At 58.0% G+C, this 19,238-nt stretch carries 9 protein-coding genes; 4 read left to right on the plus strand and 5 right to left on the minus strand.

Annotated features, from left to right (window positions below):
• Nucleotides 1-37 precede the first annotated feature (37 nt).
• The 3 genes from KDX39_RS13695 to KDX39_RS13705 all read left to right on the plus strand — a co-directional run bounded on the left by KDX39_RS13695 (nucleotide 38) and on the right by KDX39_RS13705 (nucleotide 6,323).
• Entirely contained in the window at nucleotides 38-2,026 is a 1,989-nt protein-coding gene (locus KDX39_RS13695) for a hypothetical protein (RefSeq protein ID WP_231660717.1), read from the plus strand.
• A 362-nt stretch (nucleotides 2,027-2,388) separates the two neighbouring features.
• Nucleotides 2,389-4,710, plus strand: a complete 2,322-nt coding sequence (locus KDX39_RS13700; protein WP_442964540.1) for an autotransporter outer membrane beta-barrel domain-containing protein — start codon at nucleotides 2,389-2,391, stop codon at nucleotides 4,708-4,710.
• Between the two features lie 98 nt (nucleotides 4,711-4,808).
• Nucleotides 4,809-6,323 carry a DUF5011 domain-containing protein gene (locus KDX39_RS13705; RefSeq protein ID WP_231660718.1) on the plus strand — a complete coding sequence of 505 codons (1,515 nt, stop codon included), beginning with the start codon at nucleotides 4,809-4,811 and terminating at the stop codon, nucleotides 6,321-6,323.
• A 42-nt stretch (nucleotides 6,324-6,365) separates the two neighbouring features.
• On the opposite strand, the gene KDX39_RS13710 is transcribed toward KDX39_RS13705, so the two are convergent.
• The 5 genes from KDX39_RS13710 to KDX39_RS13730 form a co-directional block, all read right to left on the minus strand.
• Complete coding sequence (locus KDX39_RS13710) at nucleotides 6,366-7,487, minus strand: fimbrial protein (RefSeq protein ID WP_231660719.1); 1,122 nt, start codon at nucleotides 7,485-7,487, stop codon at nucleotides 6,366-6,368.
• Between the two features lie 44 nt (nucleotides 7,488-7,531).
• Nucleotides 7,532-10,051 carry a fimbria/pilus outer membrane usher protein gene (locus KDX39_RS13715; protein WP_231660720.1) on the minus strand — a complete coding sequence of 840 codons (2,520 nt, stop codon included), beginning with the start codon at nucleotides 10,049-10,051 and terminating at the stop codon, nucleotides 7,532-7,534.
• A 34-nt stretch (nucleotides 10,052-10,085) separates the two neighbouring features.
• A complete protein-coding gene (locus tag KDX39_RS13720; protein WP_231660721.1) occupies nucleotides 10,086-10,841 on the minus strand; it encodes a fimbrial biogenesis chaperone in 756 nt (251 codons plus the stop codon).
• Nucleotides 10,842-10,947: 106 nt separating this feature from the next.
• A complete protein-coding gene (locus KDX39_RS13725; protein ID WP_231660722.1) occupies nucleotides 10,948-11,499 on the minus strand; it encodes a fimbrial protein in 552 nt (183 codons plus the stop codon).
• 378 nt (nucleotides 11,500-11,877) lie between these two features.
• The gene (locus tag KDX39_RS13730; RefSeq protein ID WP_231660723.1) at nucleotides 11,878-17,067 is read right to left on the minus strand and encodes an RHS repeat-associated core domain-containing protein; all 5,190 of its coding nucleotides are present in this window, start codon (nucleotides 17,065-17,067) and stop codon (nucleotides 11,878-11,880) included.
• Nucleotides 17,068-17,343: 276 nt separating this feature from the next.
• On the opposite strand from KDX39_RS13730, the gene KDX39_RS13735 reads away from it, so the two are divergent.
• Nucleotides 17,344-19,206 carry a hypothetical protein gene (locus KDX39_RS13735; RefSeq protein WP_231660724.1) on the plus strand — a complete coding sequence of 621 codons (1,863 nt, stop codon included), beginning with the start codon at nucleotides 17,344-17,346 and terminating at the stop codon, nucleotides 19,204-19,206.
• Nucleotides 19,207-19,238: the final 32 nt, after the last annotated feature.

Consider the following 19,238-nt stretch of genomic DNA (forward strand, 5'->3'; position numbering starts at 1 on the left):
CACCTGCCCGGTGGGCCACCGTCAGGGAGACGCATTGATGACTGCATCCAGATCCACCCTTAGTGCCGCCGAGCAAACCCGGCAGGCTTATCGGAAAAATAAACGCCTCGAACGCGTCCGCCAGGATCCGGATCCGACACCGGAAGCGCTTGAGCTGAATGGTGTGCTCGGACCTATTCCTGGCGATGACAGAAACCTCTGGCCCAAAACGCAGTGGGGAAAAGACTTGACGATCAGGGTTCCCAATTCCCTGGATCTGTATCCCTACGAAACACTGTATTTCGTGATGGATGGTGTCGATCTGGAACGGCGGGTACTGCCCGATCCGGTGAAACCTGAAGACCGCAACTATGTGGTAACGGCTGACAAAATCGAGGATGAAGGGGTTTATGTATTTGAATACAAACACACCAACCAGGATGGCAATACGAACCCTTCTTTCCCTCGCGCACTCAGTGTCGATCATCTGGTGCCAAACAATAATGTTGCCGGTTCAAGTCCCGAGTTGCCGAAGGAAATCATCGATAATGGCTTGACGCGGGCTTATCTCGATGCAAACGCGACAGTAGACGTCACGATTCCTCGTTCCAGTGATATCACGGCAGGTGACGAGATTCTGGTGTACTGGGGCCCGATTGGTCCCAAGCAGGAACCGGATCCGGTGGACCCCATTGCTCGTTTGACTGTGACAGAGGCCGAAGCCTTGCCGGGAGCCGCCCGCCCGGTCGTGCGTATTGATTCTGACCTGATCAAAACGCTCAAGGATGGTCTGATTGCCGTGCTGTATCGCTACGTGGATAGAACCGGCAACCTCGGGCAGCCCTCGTTTTGGCAAGAGGTCCATGTCGACCTTGATCCGCTGGCGGAAAACCTGGTAGCCCCTACGGTGCCCTTGGCGGCTGACGGTCTGATAGACCGCGCTGATGCGCGTCTGGGCGTGTATCTGGAAATTCCAGCGCCAGGCTATGACAATCAGCAGCCTACCAGCGACCTTATCGAGGTCAACTGGGAAAGCACCACGGTGCCTGCGGTGCCGCTCTCGAGTTTTCCAATGTCGATCTTCGTTGACTGGCTCACATTGTCGGCAGGTGGGGCGCTCAATGCGCGCGCCTTCACAGTGAGCTACAACGTGGTGCGAGGACCCGCAAAGACAAAATCGCCAGAAATCGACATCAAGGTGGATTTTTCGGTGGCAGGCATTGATCCCAATCCTGATCCGGATCCTGACGGACCTGATCCGATCAACGACAAGCTACCGCGGGTGGTCATCAAGAGCCGGGAAAGCCCGTCAGTGGATAACGTCCTGGGGGAAGCCGACAAGAATCAGGACGCACGGGGAGAATTAACACCCAATCCGGTCGTGGACGGACAATTTCTGCGTTTGTATTGGGGCGCGCTGAAGCCTTATGTCAGTGAAGTGGCGGTCACGGGTACGCCAGTCGATCCTGTGGTCTTTACCGTGCCTTGGGTCAAGATCCAGGAGGGTGGTTACAGCGATAAATTACCTGTCTATTACACGACCTGGAACGGGACCAACGAGCAGGAGTCGGTCCGCACCGAAGTGGATGTACGCATTGTCGAGGCGATCGGGCTGGCTGATGTGGAGTTTCCGGACCGGTATCCTGGCAACCCGACGACTCCTATCATCAATTGCTGTTCGAAGCCATGGGACGGCATAAAAGCCCGGATTCCGGGTGATCCGGTCAACTTTGCAGTCGGTGATTCGGTGACGGTCAGTTGGCAGGCTTATGAGGATGCACTAGGCACCAAAGAGATCGCCGGAACCGACTACACGTTTCCTGTTATTACGCTGGATGATGATCAGGTCAACAACGGCTTTCAGGTCACGGTGCCGTACGAAGATCATGTCGAGCCCATCGAGACGCGCGGCAGTGGGCGCGTGACGTACGTATTGACCAAAGCGTCCGGTCAGACCGGTGCTCATGTAACGCTGGTTATTGTGACGCGAGTGTTTGGTGCCGGCCCGTCACTGTGTACTCCGCAATTTCCCGGAGATTGCTCCTGACACTCATGGTCGTTAATTCACTGCCTTTGAGCAGGGCAATGCCTGATGTCTGTTTCGGCAGGTATTGCCTGTTCCGGGCTCGACTGACACGTGTATCGAGCTGTCCGCTCTAACGTTTCAGCCTGCCAGGTTCAACTAAGCAGGTCGCTTATAGTGCCAATCGATCTGTCGCCCTCCACCCAAGGTTTTACACTTAAACCCGATCGGCGTTATGTGGGAATCATCCTACGAAAACATCGGATTGGTCCTGCATGAGTTTGAGGTGCAAGTCTGTAGTCTGCGCGGCCGCCCACTCATGAAGGGCACGGCTGGAAGTGCCTGACGCATTTCTGGCCCGCCCCTTGGCCCAAGGATGTTTATCCATGTCGATTTCCGATCCGTTCATGCTTCGCCCTTTATCGCTCGCGATCAGTTTGACATCACTTTTGCCTGTCGTGCTATTCAGCCACACCGCACGGGGTGCCAATATTCCAGTGAAAGGTGTCCTGGACATTGATCAATTCTCCGCTGCCAACAATTACATCGTGACCGATGGGGGCACGTTGAATGTGAAAGGCGGCACCCAGCACGGTTTTGTAAGTGTAGTGGCGTCCACCCTGACGATGGCCGCAGGTTCTGCAATCGATTCTGCGGATCTGTCGTTGGGTGCGTCGCTGACCATGGCGGGTTCAACGGTCAGAAAAGGCCTGTCGCTCAATGAAAGTCAGGGAACGATCGTTGGCAGCACACTGCTCAACGACATGGGCAGCGGTTTGTCGGTCATCAGGCGGCCAAGTAGTACCTTCGGTTCGACGGTGTCCCTCACTGACAGCACCAGCACTGGCATCACCAACGGTGCTTTGGTGACGCACTTCAGTCAGCTTGATCTGCAGAACTCGCATCTGGTGGGCAACGGTGCCAACGGCCTGGGCCTGCGACTCGTTGCCGGGGTGGCCCAGGCCAGCGGCGGCAGCAGTCTGACCGGTACCGTCAACGGTGTTCTGATCGTCGGGGAGCAGGTTTATCAGGAAGCCTCATTGACCCTCGACGACAGTCAGGTGACGGGGCAGACCGGTGCCGCCATACGCGTCGCGCCATCGAGCCCTACCAGCTCGCAGCCCATCGCTGTGATCAATGTGAATAACGGCTCCGCCCTGACCGGCGGCAACGGCAATATCCTGGAAAGTGCCGGCGGGGCGGACGCCACCCTTAACGTCAGTGCCAGCCATCTGACCGGTAACGTGCAGGTTGAGGCGAGCAGCACAGCCACTCTTAATCTGAGTCAGAGCAGCCTCACCGGCGATGTCGTTGCCGAGTCCGGTGGTACGGCCAGCGTGCAGCTGGACAACGGCTCTCTGTTGACCGGTCGGCTTGAGAACACACGCAGTGTGGCCATCAACGACGGCTCCCAATGGACGATGGTCGACAACGCCAGCGTTGAAAACCTCACAATGTACGGCGGCTTCGTCCAGCTTGGAGATCCTGCCGCGTTTTACACCTTGTCGGTGGCCAACCTGTCGGGCAGCGGCACCTTCAAGATGGACGTGGACTTCGGTGCAGCGCAAACGGATTACATCGACATCACCGGCAATGCGACAGGCAGCCATCAGCTGTTGATCGGCAGCACCGGCAGCGATCCGACCACCGACACCAGCCTGCATGTGGTGCACGCTGAAGCCGGCGATGCGAGCTTCTCGCTGGTCGGTGGACGAGTGGACCTGGGCACTTGGTCCTATGATCTGATCGAGAAAGAGGAGAACGACTGGTATCTGGACGCGACCACTCGCACCATCGGCCCTGCGCCGCAGACAATCCTCGCCCTGTTCAACGCCGCGCCCACCGTTTGGTATGGCGAGTTGAGCAGCCTGCGTACGCGCATGGGTGAGTTGCGCGTCAATGGTGGTCGCTCGGGTGTCTGGATGCGGACCTACGGCAATAAATTCAACGTGGCCAACGCCTCCGGCTTCGGCTACAAACAGGTGCAGCAGGGTACGGCCCTCGGCGCAGACGGAAATATACCGACTGCAAGCGGGCAGTGGCTGGCAGGCGTAATGGCGGGGCAGAGCACGTCCGACCTGAGTCTGGATCGTGGGGCCAACGGCAAGGTTGACAGTTACTACGTGGGGGCCTACAGCACCTGGATGGACAGCGAGAGCGGTTATTACCTGGACGGCGTGGTCAAGTTCAACCGCTTTCAGAACAAGGCCCGGGTCAATCTCAGTGATGGCACGCGAACCAAGGGTGACTACAGCCATTCAGGTGTTGGTGCGTCGGTCGAATTCGGGCGGCATGTCAAACTGGATAACAGCTACTACGTCGAGCCTTATGCCCAACTGATCGGAGCATTCATCGAAGGAAAGGACTACACACTGGACAACGGTATGCGCGCCGAGGGTGATCCGACCCGCTCACTATTGGGCAAGGTAGGGGTAACGGCCGGGCGCAATTTCGAGCTGGGTCAGGGCCGGACGGTGCAGCCTTACGTGCGGGTCGCACTGGCAAATGAGTTCGTCAAGAACAACGAAGTGAAGATCAATGACAACCGCTTCGACAACAACCTGTCTGGCACTCGTGGTGAAGTGGGCACCGGTGTCGCGGTGGCCTTTTCCGACCGGCTGGAGGCGCATATTGACTTCGAATACAGCAACGGCAGCCGGATCGAACAGCCCTGGGGCGCCAACGTAGGGCTCAGGTATAACTGGTGACTTGAGTAGAAACGTCACTGACTTTGAAGGGGAAGGCCATGCGGTCTTCCCCTTTTCGTATGTAGGACCTAGCAGACTTGCCAGTTTCAAGTCGGAGCATGCGTGGAGTAAATCAGGATATCCAGGGATTGATTTCGGTTTTGTCGCGCGATGAAACCCGACCGAGAGACCAAAAGATGACTGATTTCACTACGAAGCAAGACCTTGCGCCGCCGCTCGTCAAGGTATTGATGGATGACGATTCTCGCTGGGATGAATCCGGACTGCTGCCTGCCGAACTGTTGTCCTTGCCGCTGAGCGTTGAGGTGCCTGCCTGGGACCACACGCCGACTCCCTGGGTGGAGATTTATCTGGAGGCGTTCTGGGATGACGTACGGATCTACGCTCAAACATGGAGCGGCGATATTCCTTCCATTCCAGCGCACGAGCTGATTTTCGAGGTGTCCGTAGACAAGCTGACTCATGGCGTTCACACATTGCATTACACCGTGAGCAATTCGGATGGCAACACCAATACATCGTTGAGCCAGGAGGTCACGGTGGACATGGTCCCGCCTTTACTGGGCGTCAATCGTGGTCAATTACAGTTCGATACGGTCGATGTGACAGAGCAGTATCTGTCCGAACACGATCATAAACTCATCGGTGCAATGCCCGCTTACGTCGGCGGCAAGGCCGGGGATGTGGTGACGTGGTACTGGAATGAAAACCCCAACACTGTGTTTGACAGCGATGTGGTGACAAGCATGATCCTGCAGCGTGAAGAGGCGGGCCAGCCTATGGATCTGGTATTTGACGGCGATATGATCCTGGCGCGCAAGGACGGCAAGCGTTACGCGTTTTATGCCCTCAGTGATCGAGCCGGTAACCTGAGCCCCTATTCTCAGGCTGTGGAACTGCTGGTGGCGGCTCAACCTGTTCCGCGTGTGCTGCCGCCGCCGAAAGTGGTTGAAGCGTCTGGCTCTTCAAGCGCCAGTACGCTCAACCCGGTGAACGCCACGGGTGGCGTTACGGTCAGGGTGCCTGATGACGCCGTGATACGTCCGGGCGAGACGCTCTGCGTACAATGGGCTGAGCCTGATAGCGTGGGAGCTTACCGCACTGAAAAATCTGAGCTGCGAGTGGTCAGAGTCCCGTCCACACGTATTGCCCAGCATTTCGGCAAGTCCATACCTGTGTATTACGACGTATTCGAAAGCGGAGTTGATACGCCGCACAGTTCAGCCAGGCATACGCTCAGTGTTTTACATGTCGACGGGTTTCCTACCGTGCAGTGCGACAAGGTGTCAGGCGGGACGCTAAAGCTCGGGGACATTGCCAGCGGAGGCAAAGCCAGCTTCACGCTCCAGAAGTGGTTTCTGATGTGGACCGACCAATTCATTAACATTGAAGTCAGAGGCTCGGACGATGAGGATCAGCCGGTGGTGATCCAGGTATTGAAGGAGTATCAGGTGCCCCAAGTGGCCCAGACTATTGATGTCGGCCACATTACCAAGGTCGATCTGCAGCGCTTCAAGATCGGACGGGAAATTGAGGTCAGGGTGCATGTAAGCTTTGACGAGAAGCTCAGCTGGCGACAGTTTCCTTCGTTGAAACCCAAGCTTGAAGTCTGACCTCGACCCCGGTTACGCAGACGAAAGGCCTGCGTAACGACGCTATTTGTAGGTCATCGTGAAGCTGAGGGCTCCCTTTGCCCGCCCTGGCCGGAGTGCGCTGCCAGGCCCGGTCTGGTAGAACCGGGCGTTGAAATTCAGCACGGTGTTGCCCGGCGTGATGGCCGTCAGGGGGACTTCGGTCTGCAGTTCCATGGGCGTTACAGCGTCGTCCTTGAGAATCTGGATACCCAGCCCCTGGGCCTCCGAATCGCTGGTGAGGCTGAACACACCCGTGTGCGGCGGTCCTATCGGTGTCGAACCGTTGACCCCGTCGAGCTGGATATAGGCCGTTGCTACAAATCCTGCACTGGTATCCGTTTCGCAACTGCTCAGGGTAATACTGAAGGGCACCGCAGGCGTGGTGAAGCCAGGCCCAGTGAAGTCTGTCGTATTCCAGTCACCCAGCTTTACCGGATCGGCGCTGACCGGGTTTGCGCCGACGCTGCACTGAGCCTGGATCACGGTGCCGACCACCCCGTACCGCATGACTCTGCCAAGCGTCGTCACGCTCCCGGACCACAGCTCGCTGCCATCCAGTACCTGGGGGCCGCTGGGAATAGGCCCGGTCTTGATCAACGTAATACGGTTATTCAAATACGTTATCGGAAGCGAGGTGAGCATTCTCTGGTGATCGTTGAGTCCCACGTAGGGCACGCTAGGGTCGCCGTCCACCGGTACGAAGCAATTGGCACAGACTGCCGGGGCCATGTACGGATAGCCCAGTTTGACTCTGATCCCGACACCAGGAATGTTGGTCTGTATGATCTTGCCGGTCACGTCTTCGCCATTGATCGGGTCCACGATGCCCGGAAAGATGGGGGCTGTCGCGACTGCGTTAAATTCCAGCAGAGCGGTTCCGTCATTGGTGCACGCCGCTTCGAGCCCGGCCAGATCCGTACTGCGTGCGTTCACGTCGGCCGTGCCGATAACGCTGCCGATCCGTGCGTCCCTGGCGACGTAAAGCGTGCCGACATCGCGACGAAACTCCTTGATGCCAGGACTGGAGATCCAGAAACAGTCATTGGTCGGGGTAGGCGCCTTCACCGCTGCCAGGGCGGTCGCGCTCTGACTGGCTGCGAGGGCGATGAGGCCTGAAGCCAGGACGTTCGTTACTTTTTTCATGCGGGTTTCTCTCAGTGGGCGGCGCACGGGCGCCGTACCTGCTCTCATTGGCTGCACATCAGCGATTGCATTCGATACCCTTCGCTCAGGGGCATGAGTGAAGGATCAATGTGCAGGCGGCACTGTGTCTCGACGTCCTGGCCCCAGCGTACGGTAAGGATTTGCGATTGCATGCCGGTCGAGAGCACGATCTGTCCGCCCTGACCGGTCATGCCCATCAGGTTGCCTTGCGCATCGCTGACCTGGGCACCGAAGGGCAGTGGCTGATCGTCACGGGTACGTGCATGGATGATCAGTCGCGTGACTTTGCGCGCGGCAAAAGTGGTTTTGACCACGGCTCCTCGGGCAGGAAGCACTTGAGCGCTGCCGTTATCGATCTCCACTTCCGGGCCCAGATCGTCGGTCTGCAGAGCGATCTGGTTGTACCGATAAGGACGCAGATAAGGCACCAGTGCGTAACCGCGACGGTCTGTCTTGATGCCCGTCGCATTCATGATGCCGACGTCTGATGTTTCGGGTACTTGCACCAGCGCGATGGTATCGCCCAGGTTTGGACCCAGCTCGATACCGTCGCCATGCAGCAGTACGGCCCCGTTGGCAGTGACCGACGCGCTTCGGTAATCGGTGCCTTGCGTCAGTCCTGCGCCAATACTGCCGAATGCCGTCTGGTAGCCGATCGCAACGCCCGCGCTTTGTTGCTGGCCGTTATCGTTGCTCAGGCTGGTGCGGTAACTCAGCCGGTTGTCGTCCAGGCTGCCGCTCAGACTGGCTCGCTGGCTTTGGCGGTTGCCGCTGTTCTGCACGTCGAACACGACATTACTTGAATGCCGCAGATCAAGGGGCATGGACACGCTGAGCCCGACCTGCCGACCGTTGTCGCGGCTGCGGCCATCGCTCAGTGATTGTGAGGCGTAGAGGTTGTAGGTAATGCCTGCATGCTGAGTATTGACGTTGAATTGAAACTGCCGCTGCTCGCGGTTGCTGTTCCAGTAATCCTGATGCGACACCGTCAGGCTAACGCTGCTGCGCGTACCGACCCGCTGATGAATGGAGGCTTCCAGACGGCTTCGGCGGCTGCCGCTGAACGTGTGGTCGTCGCTGCGCTGGCGCACGGCTTCATCGAAATCCCGGTAGCCTTCGGTGGAATAGCGATAACCGGCGAAACGCAGGTTGGTGTTGGTTGTGAACGCCTTGCCGTACTTGATTGCATGACTCAGGCCCTGCACGCTGCGTTGCCCGGGCTTGTCGATATCTGCATTCGAGTGCGTTACGTCGAAGGCCACAGCGCCCAGCGCGCCCATGTCCTTGGATACACCCAGTGCGGTAGCGCTGTAGAAATCGCTCGCCATCAGGCCTGAGTAAAGCGTTGAGTTCCACGCGGTGCCCAAGGCCAGCGTGCCTTGCCACAACCACGGTTGTTCGGTGGTGTCGAACCCGTTGTAGCGGCCCAGTGCGGCGCTGTATTTCCAGACGCCTTCACGCAACAGATTGTTGATGGTTGCGTAGGCCTGGGTAAAGCGTCGAACCTGACCATCGGCCTCGGTCAGCACGACTTCGAGTTCGCCATTGCCCGCAGTGGTCAGATCATCAATCTCATAGGGGCCGGCGCTGACGTACGTGGAATAGATCGGGTAGCCGTTCTGCAATACCTCGAGTTTGGCCCGGCTCTGCGCGACGCCGCGCACCACAGGCGCGTAGCCTTGCAAGGTATCGGGGAGCATTTCCTGATCGGTCCTGATCAGCGCACCCTTGATCGGCAGACTGCGGAAAACATCCCCGCTGGTATAGGTTTCGCCTACGGTGAGGTTCGCATGAGTGCCGGGGATATCGCGTTGTGCATAGGCATAGGCCCTGGTCCATTCGCGGCGGCCTTCTTCGTCGTGACGCAGGCTCTGGTTGCTGCGCAGCCGCCACGCTCCCAGGTTGATCCCGGTGTTGAGGTACAGGTCTGCACTATTGCGCCGGCCCGCCGCACGACCGGTGCTTTGCTGGGCTGAGGCCTGATAGCTGAAGAATGCCGCGTTGATGCCGTAATCCCAAAGCGCTGGATCTATACGATCTGTTGCATCACGGCGCATGGCGATTTGCGGAATCGAAATCGCCAGGCGCAGCTTGCTGCCATCAAACTCGATCCGAGATCCAGGCACTACCTGCAATAGATCGACGCACTGTTCCTGCAGCCCGGAATCGTCCATGAGGCTCTCGGTGCGCAGGCCCATTTGCTCCAGCAGTTCTCTGGACAGGCAGGGCAAGAGACGTTTGTGTTGCGGATCGAGGTCAAAGCGCAGGTTTCGTTGGCCGAAGTAACGCATATTGATCTGGATCTCGACCCAGTGATCACCTGGCGCGATGTCTTCGGCATTCGACAGCATGTCCAGCGCTTTCATCGCTGCATCGTCCGAATACGCAGATCCCTGGCGCAGAAAACCGGACTGAAAGGCGGTGGGGGGGGAGGCCAGGGTCTGGGTGCTTTTCAGAGTCAGCGCACCGCTGCCGCAGACGATCAGTAAATGCATGAAACGCAGGCGCACAGGTATGCGCCCGGGTTCGGGGAATAGGGGCATGTTCAATGTCCTGAGAGAGAAACTGATCCAGGCTTTAAGGTGCCAGCGTGGCTCGGGCGGTTATCGGGGTGCTGTAGCCGCCGTAATCGTTGATGGCGGAAAACACGACCTGCATATCCGGTGTGGCTTTAATTTCGCTCAGGTCATAAGTCTGAGAGGTGAATGGGCCGAGCATGACGGCCTGTTGAAGTTTTTCAGTTTTGCCACTGCCCGTGACCTCAAGCCGAATGAAAGAGACATGAAAGGGGCCAGGATTGGTGGCGACAAGTTGCGCCTTGCCAGCAACTTTCCTCACCGTCCATTGCAGGTCCTTGAGGCGTGACATGGGGTTGTCTTTCAGCCCGGCGGGGCGATAGAACAATTTCAGGCGGGTGCGCAGTGCAATGTTCAGAACGTTGCTTTGCGTGCTGTCTGCCTCCGGAATTTCCTGAACATTGAAGAAGAACAGCGACTCCCGATCATTCGGCAAGTCATTGGGCAAGCCGTTGATCTGTAGCTGTTGTTCCTTGCCCGGATTGAGGCGAAACAAAGGCGGCGAGGACGCGAATGGCACCAGGCTGGTGGTGTCGTCAGCCACTGTGTTGATCCAGGTCTGGACCGCGAATGTCCGGTCGCTGGGGTTGGATATGATGACCGAGGCGTTGCGTTTGTCGCTGTTGAACACGACGCGGGTCATATTCACGGTCAATGCGGCCTGGGCTGTGGGCATAGCGGCGGCGAGCATGAGCAGGGTCATTCCGGTACCCAGTGCATGCCTGATGGAAAAAGGTTGACGGGTTGCGCTGATCATGAGGGTACTTACCTTGTGCACCCGGCCCTTGGAAGGGCCGGGTGCATGCAGACGCTTGGGGTGAATGGCGCGTGGACCATTGCACCCAAAGCGGGGAGTGGACGTATCAGTTCACGGCTACGACAAACTGCACGTCTGCCGAGGCAGCACCGGCAGTGATTGCCGTGGCAGTCGAGCGGTAGTAGGCGTTGAATATCATGTCGGTGATACCGTCCGCGATCAGCGGATAAGCTGCAGATGTGCCACCCGGCTCGATGGATTTACCGGTATGGTCCTTGATGACGATCGCCACGCCTGTGGCGCCATCTGCGGTCGGGGTGACGGCGAAGTAGTCACCAGAGGTGTCGGCCGTTCCGTTGAAGGTGACGGTGGCCACGTCATCGGTGCCGGTAAGGCCGCAGTCACCCGTGTCGTTCAGGCGCAGCGCAAATCGCTTGCCGCTGTACTCCTGACCGACCTTGGTAAAGCGACTCGCTTCGATGCTGCCCATTTTCACCAGGTTGCCGACCGAGCCATCCCCGGGGTTGACCACCTCGATAGGGCAGGTGCTGCTGGTGATCTGCCCTTCGAAATTGATGGTGCCGGTGTTGGCGAAGGCGGAGGTGCCTGTCAGTGCGGCAGCAAGGGCCAGTGCGAAAGCAGGTAGAGTTGTTTTCAAAGTAATACCTTATAAGTTTTAAGTTACAAAATTTATGAGTTACAAAGTATATATGTGAATCTTTGTTTCATTGTTTGAATGGTATGCGCTGTTGTCATGACGGGCCGAAGTTTAAAGGCAGTGTTTGTCTTTGATATAGGGCGGGTCCGATTTTTTTGGTGACGCAGCCTGTAGGAAACTTCCTAATTAAACTGAGGGTATGCAAACGGTTGGCAGTGAAAAGTAGAGGCTGCTGTATGGATATGTTTTGAAGTATCTCTGGAGATTAATTGTTACATTGCGTGGCCTGTTTCAAGCGTCAGTTGCTTAGCCAGGTCGCGAGTTGCCTCCGCCGACGAAATATTGTTCCTGTCGGCGGAAGTCAACCTGTCTACCGCTCTAACGTCTTACTTCCATAACTGCGATATAAACGTTCCTTTCTCCTCTCCATTCTGCCAGGTAGCCGATAAGCTCTGATCGCGTGTCGGTGAAACCGGTAGGTGGTGAAGCGCTTCGGGTCACAGGCGCAGCGGCGTTCGGGGCGCTCTGCAGGGTGTGTGTATGGGGCACCGCGCTTTCGCTGACAGATCTGGCAGCCGAGGCACCAGGCTTGCTCAGCGTGGACGCGCCGACCGTCGCGCCGCCGGGTTTCGGCTTGATACGCGGTATTTTGAACGATGGGGATAGTCGGCCTCCGGCTGTGAGCTGGTCGTCAGCGGCGCCGGATAAGTTCGCCGTCACAGACGTAATGCTCGATCTGGCGCTCACAGACGCTGTACTCCTGGCTGCGGAGGCAGCAGACCGTATCATGCTTAAACCCGCTCCACCGCCCATTGACAGAGGCAGGGTTGCGAGGCCGGTCCACATTGAAACCTGATTGGCAGTCTGGTCGTTTGCAGCAACTGCGTAGGCTTGAACGCCCGTCGAAATGGCACCCAGACCTGTACCTACCACCAACGCTGTGCTGGAGACGGTTGCGAGCGTTGTCGCTGTAGACGCTGTCATGGAAATACCCGCCACGGTGGTTGGACCGGTGATCGGGGTGGAGGTGCCAAGCGTTGAAATGGTAGCCGCGATGCTTACCGCAGTGATGATGACGCCGATCCCGACCATCAGCCAGGATTCCCAGCCGGCGCCTCCTGATTCGGCAGGGAGTTGATCCTCGTCCGGGCGCCGCAAGCGGCCGCTCTGGCCGGTGGCATCGTGGCCAGTGGGATCGCGCAGGGCAATCGGATTGCCCAGGCAGTAGGCGTAGGGGTTGAGTCCACCGGAGCCGAAGGGGCTGAGAAAATCGGGGGAATGGAAGCGCATCAAGCATGGGTTGTAGGCGCGATACCCTCTGCCCAGCAGATACCAGCCGCTGTCTGACTCGCGCGCCTCACCGTTGAATCCTAGTTTGCAAAGCAGCGGTTCATCAGCGTGTTGTTCGCCATAGGCGCTGTAGACCGCTGTTCTGAGTTTGTCGCGCTGAAATTCGCCGGCTACGCTTCGGCTCGCGCTGGTCAGCAGCAGCACACAGTCGTCGTTCTCCTCGGTCTGCTGACCCACCGGCTCTTCACCGACATACAGGTATCGAGTGTATGCGCCATCTGTGACGCTCGAACTCAGTTGCTGTCCCTGATAGAAACGCACCGTCTCATCGTCGCCCTGACCGGATGCGACCAGGTTATCGTGACTGTCATAACGATACGTGCTAAGTGGCTGACCCGCAGCGTCTGTGACACTCAGCAGGCGGCTCCAATTGTCGTAGTGCAGTTGTTGACCGCGCTCGTCCTGTTCCAGGTTGCCGTTCTTGTCATAGGTAAACGCTGGACCGGACGTGCCTCCTCTGGGTGGCGTGTAGTTGATACCCGACAGTTGGCATGGGTTGTCGCTGAGGTAGTGGAACGAGGCGCGCTCGCTTGAATCGTCGGAAAAGCGAGTGATGGACAGGGTGATGTTATCCAGCGCGTCGAAGCTGAATAACTGACTGGCGATCTCCCGTCCCAAGGCGTCGCGCGGCAGCGTGCTGCCTGAACATTTGTGTTGGGTCAGGCGACCCCGGCTGTCGTACGTGAACTGCTCTTGCAACAGGCTGGTTTCGGCCTGTTTCAAGTGCCGGCTCTCCAGCAGTCCGTCGGCTTGCCATACTTGTTCAAGGGTACGCAGGGGCTGCTGATTGAAGGACTGGGTTCGCAAGATTTCCCGTCCCTGACTGTCATATTCGAGCGAGGTGGTAAGGGCGGTATTTGCTGCACGGTCTTGTGCGACCGTACGGAGTATCTGGCTCAGGTCGTTGTATTCAAAGGATGCCTGGAGGTTGCCCTGCTGAATCTGTTCTATCCGGCCCTTCGCGTCATAGTGGAATACGGTTTCCAGCACGGGCTGGTTGGCCTGCTGATGCTCGCTGCGTTTAAGCGGCCGACCCTGCAGCGATGTCTGGTGAGACATCTTCCAGGCTTTGCCTTGATGGTCAGTCCAGGTTTCTTCACTCAACCGATTGAGCACATCGTAAACATACTCTCGTGTGCCCTGAGCATTGTGGGCTCGTGTGAGGCGAGCGCTGACATTGTCATAGTCGAATTCGGTATTTTCTTCAGCAAACCTGCTGACGCTGGCTTCAATCTGGTCCGTAAGCGCCAGGTTGTAGCTGTACGTAATGGTTTCCCCATTGGCCATCGTCAGCGTGCGAGCCTGATTCTGGCCTCCTTCGTAGGTGTAATGCTCCGCGCGCTGCCCGACGCGTGTTTCGGTCATTCTCTCCAGCCCGTCGAACGCTTGCGTGCCTGCCACGGTTCGGGTGGTGCCGTCGGGGTGCGCCACCTCCAGGGATACCGGCAGTTCCGCATTGCTGTGGGGCGCATAACCGCGGCTTACCACACTCCTGTCAGGCAGGGTGGTGGTGATCATCCGTGACCAGGCGTCATAGTTGAACTGCGTGATGTGCTGAAGCTCGTCGGTCTGCTGCGTACAGCGGCCCAGCCCGTCATATAGAAAACTGCGCGTGCCCAGCGTGTTGTCGGCCGTGTCCAGATCGATGATCCGGTCTGGCTTGTTGAACAGGTTCAACCAGGTTTCACTGCGGCCGCTGAGGACGGGGGTGGTCCCGCCGCCTTCAATCCAGCTGAATTGAACCGGATTTTGATGTTCTTCCTTGCCGATGGGATCGACGATCAGATAACTCTTCACACCGTCAGCACCGGTGATGCAGTAGCGCTGGTTCCAGTCGTCGTAGGCAAAGCTGCGCGTCAGGGTCAACGGGGGCAGGTCTTCGCCCAGCCAGTCATAGGTGGTCTCCTGTTCAAGGTTGTTCCATGTGCTGTACGTGGCCGCGTAGATCTGTTGCATGGCAGCCATGTCGCTGCCTTTCAGGTGGCTCTGCTCCTCATAGACCGCGCGCCCCAGCCCGTCCAGCCGTGTACGCGTCAATACGCCGCGGGCGTTAATCAGCACCTGCTCGGCCTGCTCCCCGTCATTGGCACACAGCAGGTACCGGTACTGGCGACAGGCTTCGTAGGGGGTGCCTGGCGCTACTGTTTCAAGGATCAGCCGGTTGAGTGCGTCATAGGCCTTGCGGGTTTCGACCCCCTCTTCGCGTAACAGCAACTCGTGCGAGGTCAATGAAGAGAGCTGGCGCAGAACGGTCTTGCTGACGTCATCAAAGCCGGTGCTCACCTTTTCGATGACCTGTAGCACCGGTATGTTCAGTTCCGGGCTGATGAGCGTGCTGTAGGTATACGCAGTGCTGGTGGATTTTCCGTCCAGAATCCGGGTGCGGGACTGGACCTGCCCGTGCTGAACGCGGTCGCCCGGTTGATTGAAATGCGTCAGTTGAATCTGTTGCAGCGCCGGCTCGCTGACGACACCGTCAGCACTCACCTGTACCAGCGTCTCGCTTTCAGGCACGACCCAGTCAGGCATCTGTACACCACCCTCACTCTGCGGGGGGAGCGCTGGCAGTGTCGTGTAGCGATAGCACGTGCGCAGGGTCTGGGCTGTGGCCTGCTGCGAAGCAGCGGGTGTGGTGGTCTTGTCTTTCAACTTGTCGACAAAACCCTCCAGGCTCGCAGGGCATCCATCGCCGCCTTCTGCGGGGTACCAGGTGCTGGTCTCCTGAATACCGTCAGCACGGCGATGGACCAGCAGGTTGCCGTGTCTGTCGTAGGTCTTGCTGGAGGTTTCGCTGCGAAGGCGGGTGAGGGTAGGGTTGTCAGGGTCCAGTGCTGTCCAGGTCGTCGTTACCTCTTTGGGCAACAGGCAGTAAGCGGGTTGTCTCGCGTACGGTACCCCGGGGTCGATGTAGTAGCTCGTCTCCACGGCCTTGCTGTTGTTATTCTGCGTGGTGAGTTCCAGCGTCTGCAAATGAAAACGGTTGAATGTTCGTTCGATGCTGCGCACAGCCGTGCCGTCAACCCACAGGGTTTCGGTGCAGACATAGTTATAGTCCTCCAGATACTTGAACAGATTGTCCAGGCCGTTATCTTCCCAGGAGATGTCCAGGCCTGCGCCCAGGAAGTTGCGCGAGCGCTGCTGGCGATCCTTGTAGGTGTAGCGCACGTCGATCGTTGGTTGAGAGAATCCCGGCGTCGTGATGTGTCGGGTGACCCTCGGTATCGCAGCACGCTTCGCGCTGACTGGAAACTCATGGCCCGTGTCGCCGTAGTAAATATCTTCAAGGGCGCCTGTCGGAGTCCGTACCTGTTTGATGCACAAAAAGTCACCGTTTTCATAGCCATAGTCGAACCGCCAGGAGGCGTTGTTTTCAGTGGGCAATGTAATGCGACTGACACGTTTGTCGCTGCCTGCCAGCGACAGGGTGAACCTCGCCGACAGACTGCTTTCGGTCATCGGCAACAGCGCCACGTCGACCGAATGGCTGCTGCGTGCAATCGTGAGCAGTGTTTGCCCCTCATCATCAGTGATGGATTCGAGCATGTACTGTGTATTGCTGAACGGCTTGTGCTTGAGCCTGATGCTGTGGCCCGAGGGCGCGATGATTTGCACCGGCCAGGCCACGCGTCGTGAACCGCTGCTGTGCACCTGAAGAATTTCCACCAGCCCGGATTTGTGAACGACGCGGAACGAGGTCTCGCTCTGTTTATAGAAGTGAAAGGTGTCCAGCTTCTTTTCCGACATCGTGAGCGGGGTATCGCCGGTGGTGACGATGTTGTCGATGTAACGGGTGTGGCGCGTGCGTTTGGAGTAACGGGTGCTTTTGGTACGCCGCGTGTGACCGGTACGTTTGGTATGCCGGGTTCGTTTGGTATAGCGGGTACGTTTCGTGTAGCGGGCGCTACGGGTGCCCGCAAGGGCGTCGGAGCTGCCTGTCCCGTCAACGCAGAAGGTTTCGCCCGTGCCCAGCGACAGTATGTGAGTGCCCAGGTCGTAGCTGGACAGCTGCAGGCTCCAGCCCATGCCGTAGCCGCTGTCCAGCATATTGAGCTGGCTGTAGGCAAGGCCCGGTCCGACTCCCGGACCCCGCAATCCATTGCTTTGCACCTCGGGCAGTTTGATTGAAATGCTGTAGAGCCCGGTTCGCGGGTCAACGCCGCTTTTCAGGCAGCTCATGAAATTCAGTGCGTTGGAATGTACTGACGTGGACGTAGTCATAGGGCTGACCTCGCTGATGGTGAACGAGACAGCGCACTGATCGTGATGATTGTGCAATCCATGCGCCGGGTCATCGAGACCCTTCACCGCGCCATGACAGGCGCTTTCGGGGCTGAGGGTCCTGACCCACCCTAACACCCCACTGCTGCCTGCAAACCTATCAGGTGTACGAGTAGGCAGACGCATTGACCTGACGTAAAAACGCTTTATCGACAGTCCTGACTCAGGTTGTCAATGCATGCAGTTCGAACGTGAAGCGTCGCAGGAGCGATCGTCATGGCCAGGAATTTACCGCCGCCCGTGGTTCCGGATTTGAAGCAGCCGCAAAACTATATTGACCTCGACCTGTTAGGTGCGGACAGTCTTTTGACCTATATCCCGGGTGTCGTGGATGGCGATGCCTTCTTCCCCAATTGGCGCGGTTGCGCGGCTAACGGCGAAGTGGTGGATTTCTTTGACGACCTGGTCGATGTGATCAGCCCTCCACCCGAAGGCATGCCGGTGCGGATCGAAAATGCGCTGCTCAAGGCCCTCGACCAAGGCTGGGTGTTCTATTCCTATCGTCTGGTGGACACCAGCCTGCCGGACGGCGTGCAGGAGTCATTACGCGCTTTCTTCTTTGTGGGCAAGCGCCCGATTGCGGGACAAGGCCTGGCGGTGCCGCAGTGCAAGGAATCTCAGGACCTTTGTCTTGACCCCGAGATGCTGTCGAGCCCTACCATTGAGCGGGACAGCCTTGCCCCTCAGGTGCTGATTGTGACACTGCCCTATCAGGCCATGCGCGCAGGGGACAAAGTGACGCTGACCCTGGACCGTTATTTTGGGCCGGGTGAGCCGTGGGAGCCGCTGATACTGTCCCAGACCCTCTCGGAAAACCAGGTGGGAACGCTTCTGGAGTGGAGCGTCGAGTCGACCGAGCTGCTGATAATCGAGGGCGGCTTCGTCGAGGTCAGCTACCGCATCGAATACGCCGATCCCGCGTTATTGCCCTCCACACAGTCGCCTGTTCAGACGTTCAACATCATCAGTTCATCCGCGCCTCTGTTGCCTGCGCTGACGATCAAGGATTTCAGTGGCGGTCCACTGGACCCCGGCGCCTATCCGCAGGGCCTCACGCTGTGGGTCGCACCCTACCCGGGTCTGCAGATCGATGATGACATTGTGGTGTACGTCACCAGTAAAGACCGGAAGTTGAATTCGCTGGATGTCACCAGTGCAAACCGGCAGGTGAGTTCGCTGCACGCTGACCTTTCCACACTCGACAGCGGGGTGCTGGAGTTCAGGCTCCCCCACCAATGGCTGATGGACAACAACGGCAAGGAAATCGAACTGATGTATCAGTACGCGCGTCCCGAGGCTGCCGGCAGCTCATTGCCTTATACGGTCACGTTGCGCAGGCCGCTCGATCTGCCACCTCCCGAGATCGAGGGGGCCACGTTCGACGGTTCGGTCGGGGACAACGTTCAAGGGCATATTTTTGCTGTGACGCTGGACAAAGGTGTCAATGTCCGAATTCCAGACACTGCGGTCATCGGCGTGGGTGATCGTGTGAAAATGCACTGGGATGGCCATGGCAGTACCGGTAGCGTCATCGCCGATCCCTCTGATAGCGATCCAGCGCTGTTTTTCATTCCGGCTGCCGCTGTGCCCGCCAATATGGGTAAGCGGGTGGACGTGTATTACGAAGTCTCTCCCGTCGCAGATCCGCCAGGGACGTCGAGGGTTTATGACCTTGAAGTCAGGGGCATCAAAGACGGCTGGCCGGTGATTCAGATCATGCGTCCAAAGGTCACCGATGGCGTGTTATCGCTTGCCAGGGTGTCGGACGAGGGTGCGGGCCTGGACCTGGAAGCATGGATTTATATGGCACAGGGGCAGCGCGTACGGATCAGGGCAAGTGGCCTTGTGGGGGGCGTGACTCGACAGTTCGATCTGCGCACCGGTGCTGCAGAACTGGTCACTGCAGCGGAAATCACGGCCAGAACAGTGTCCGTGATCTTTCCAAAAGTCTCTCTGGCCGAGCTGGACAAGTTGGTCCCGGGCAATCCGGCCGCCAACAAGGTGACCGTCGAGGTGAGCTTCGATGACGGGATGAGTTACGTGGACTTCCCACCCATCAACTTTGACGTGACCGACTGATTGACTGGATTTATCTATGTAACACGAAGGAG

It is taken from the genome of Pseudomonas sp. CDFA 610 (assembly GCF_021147865.1).
Classification (GTDB): domain Bacteria; phylum Pseudomonadota; class Gammaproteobacteria; order Pseudomonadales; family Pseudomonadaceae; genus Aquipseudomonas; species Aquipseudomonas alliivorans.